General features: G+C 42.8%; 5 protein-coding genes. 3 read left to right on the top strand and 2 right to left on the bottom strand.

Annotation, left to right across the window (positions count from 1 at the left end):
* Both AC1DUA_RS33780 and AC1DUA_RS33785 read right to left on the bottom strand, forming a co-directional pair.
* Positions 1-108 (bottom strand): small, acid-soluble spore protein, alpha/beta type (locus AC1DUA_RS33780; RefSeq protein ID WP_477503904.1); only part of this gene is annotated, 108 nt, incomplete at its 3' end.
* A gap of 140 nt (positions 109-248) precedes the next feature.
* Positions 249-404, bottom strand: a complete 156-nt coding sequence (locus tag AC1DUA_RS33785) for a hypothetical protein (RefSeq protein ID WP_477503900.1) — start codon at positions 402-404, stop codon at positions 249-251.
* 309 nt (positions 405-713) lie between these two features.
* Here AC1DUA_RS33785 and AC1DUA_RS33790 point away from each other — a divergent pair, with 309 nt between their 5' ends.
* The 3 genes from AC1DUA_RS33790 to AC1DUA_RS33800 all read left to right on the top strand — a co-directional run bounded on the left by AC1DUA_RS33790 (position 714) and on the right by AC1DUA_RS33800 (position 2,325).
* Entirely contained in the window at positions 714-1,040 is a 327-nt protein-coding gene (locus AC1DUA_RS33790; protein ID WP_145656799.1) for a hypothetical protein, read from the top strand.
* A 165-nt stretch (positions 1,041-1,205) separates the two neighbouring features.
* Complete coding sequence (locus AC1DUA_RS33795) at positions 1,206-1,754, top strand: superoxide dismutase family protein (RefSeq protein ID WP_477503901.1); 549 nt, start codon at positions 1,206-1,208, stop codon at positions 1,752-1,754.
* A 22-nt stretch (positions 1,755-1,776) separates the two neighbouring features.
* A complete protein-coding gene (locus AC1DUA_RS33800) occupies positions 1,777-2,325 on the top strand; it encodes a hypothetical protein (protein ID WP_477503903.1) in 549 nt (182 codons plus the stop codon).
* Positions 2,326-2,432: the final 107 nt, after the last annotated feature.

Consider the following 2,432-nt stretch of genomic DNA (forward strand, 5'->3'; position numbering starts at 1 on the left):
GTAGCCAGTAGGGGAGAGAGGGACACCAATTTCCTGAGCGACTTCAAACTTCAGTTGATCCAATGCTGCTTTTGCTTGTTGTACGACTAAAGTGTTGTTACTAGCCATTCAAAATCATCTCCTTTTTTATGGTACACCAGTATTATTTGAATGTTCAGATAATTTATACACATAAAATAAAAAAATCTATGTAATCAATAAACCCCCAGCCGGTAGGCTGGGGGGGATTTATTTTAAATAAGGATCAATTATTCCTCTTCGGATTCCACGATTTCTTCAGCCGCAGCAGCTTCTTCACTAGCCTCTGCAACTTCTTCAGCCGCTTCTTCGTTCACCACTTCTTCTGTGGACTCTTCAGCGATTTCTTCTTCATTTTGGGATACAACTTCTTCCTCTTGGCTCATGCATTGTCACCTCCTCATGTTATGTATACTCATATTTTATCCGCTTCTATCAGGGTATACAAGAGGTTTAAACGGCAATTAATAGATTTAATGAAATCTTAATACGTTTGTCATTTCCTGCTGAAATGGGATTGTGCTTATGCCTGTTTTTTGCCCTAAAATGACTTATTTTCGCCGGATTTCACTAATGAGCATGTTTTATTTTTCTATGAATATACATGAGGCAAGCAGCGAAAGTTTATGATTTGCTAAGCTGAGCTTATGCTTACAAAGATAGTTTTCTTATGAAAACTCTTAGGAGGAGTCCGAATGAACCGGTCGGATGTTATTTTGGAATTACAGTTAGTACCTGAGCTGCTCAAACAAGCTGAAGCTATCTATGTGGATGCTGTCTCAGAGCTGAGTTGGGCCAAGCACGAGTTATTGGCGAAGGAATGTGAAGTCATTGGCGATGGGGTGGTCACAGGGAAAAATGAACAACAGCGCCAAGCAGAAATGTGGCCTTACACGAAAGATTTGCAGCAACAAGTGCTCCGAATGGAAGATGCCGTTGAACATACGAAGGTAGAGTTCCATTTCTACAAGCGCAAGCTTGAAAATCTACAAATCATAGCCAAATTGATGACGATTTTATAAGGGGAAATAAATGAAGAAAGCCTGCGATCGGATGATTGCGGGTTTTTTACTATTTCTGAGCAAATATGAAAATTTTATTCTTGTAATACGGTTACAGCAGAAGTCAGTTGTGCATCCTAAGGGTAGATTATGTAAAATGCTAAGTTTCCGGGAGGACAATACATTATGAAATCATTAAAAATTGTTGTGACTGTGAGTTTGGGGCTACTCGTGCTGACAGGCTGTCAAAGCGTGAAAAGCACGGCGACAGCAGAATCCAGCGCTACACCACCTCTACAGGTAACGTTGATTGGAGCAAGTGGACAAACTGTCGGGAATGCCCAGTTGGCAGCAGTTCCTGAGGGAGTACAAATTGATCTTCAGGTTAGCGGACTGACGCCTGGTGCCCATGGTTTTCATATTCATGAAAAAGCGGCTTGCGACGCGCCGACATTTGACTCGGCAGGTGCACATTTTAATCCGATGCATAAAGAGCATGGTTTTCTGAATCCCAAAGGTTTTCATGCAGGGGATCTTCCTAATCTGGTCGTAGATGATCAGGGAAATGGCCGTTTGAGTACGGTCACGAAATCCGTGGTGCTGCTTCCTGACAAACCGAATTCGTTGTTTAAGCCAGGGGGAACTTCACTCGTCATTCATGAGAAAGCTGATGATCTGAAGACGGATCCATCCGGAAATTCTGGTAAACGAATCGCCTGCGGTGCCGTGAAATAAAGGAAGGAGCAATCTTGACAACATGATCAAAACACAGGACCTCAAGCTGCAGATGGATGAACTCACCAAACAAAACGATTTAGTGCTAATTGAGCTCGAACAAGTAAAGAAAATGTTGTTAGGCGGATCCCAAAACTCGCAAGGTGGCCAAAATCAGCAGCAGCAAGCTTCGGATTCCGGTCAACAACAGCAAGATCAGGCTGATGATCAAGGACAAAGCCAGGATCAAGTTCAGAGTCAGGGACAAGGGCAAGGGCAAGGACAAGCTCAAGGACAAGCTCAAGGGCAAGGTCAGGGTCAGAGCCAGAGCCAGAGCCAAGGCCAACAAGGTGGTCAAAATGGCGCTAGCGGCCAGCAAGTCTCAGACTTAGCCAATGAATTATTGAAAATTAAGGATTTGGTTGAAAAGCTGGAACAAAAAACTTCCCAGTATGTCAGCAGCCAATCCAACAATGGTACATTAACAGAGAAGGACGCTGTCAATCTAATTTTGACGTTGATGAATGGGATGGTCGATTGGGCAAGCGAATTTGTATCATCCAAAGCGTCCTCGAATGGACAGCTACAATAATATAAGTTGTCCTAACACAAGTAAAAGAGCTGCAGATGCAGCTCTTTTTAATTTTTTGTCGAAACAATGCCCTTTTATTTTGTTTTTTTGGTGATGCGTTTTATCGA

Source organism: Paenibacillus sp. 01T422, from assembly GCF_056398785.1.

Bases quoted from the DNA above. Each gene is read 5' to 3' on its own strand.
- AC1DUA_RS33785 (WP_477503900.1), bottom strand. From the start codon at position 404: ATGAGCCAAGAGGAAGAAGTTGTATCCCAAAATGAAGAAGAAATCGCT.
- AC1DUA_RS33790 (WP_145656799.1), top strand. From the start codon at position 714: ATGAACCGGTCGGATGTTATTTTGGAATTACAGTTAGTACCTGAGCTG.
- AC1DUA_RS33795 (WP_477503901.1), top strand. From the start codon at position 1,206: ATGAAATCATTAAAAATTGTTGTGACTGTGAGTTTGGGGCTACTCGTG.
- AC1DUA_RS33800 (WP_477503903.1), top strand. From the start codon at position 1,777: ATGATCAAAACACAGGACCTCAAGCTGCAGATGGATGAACTCACCAAA.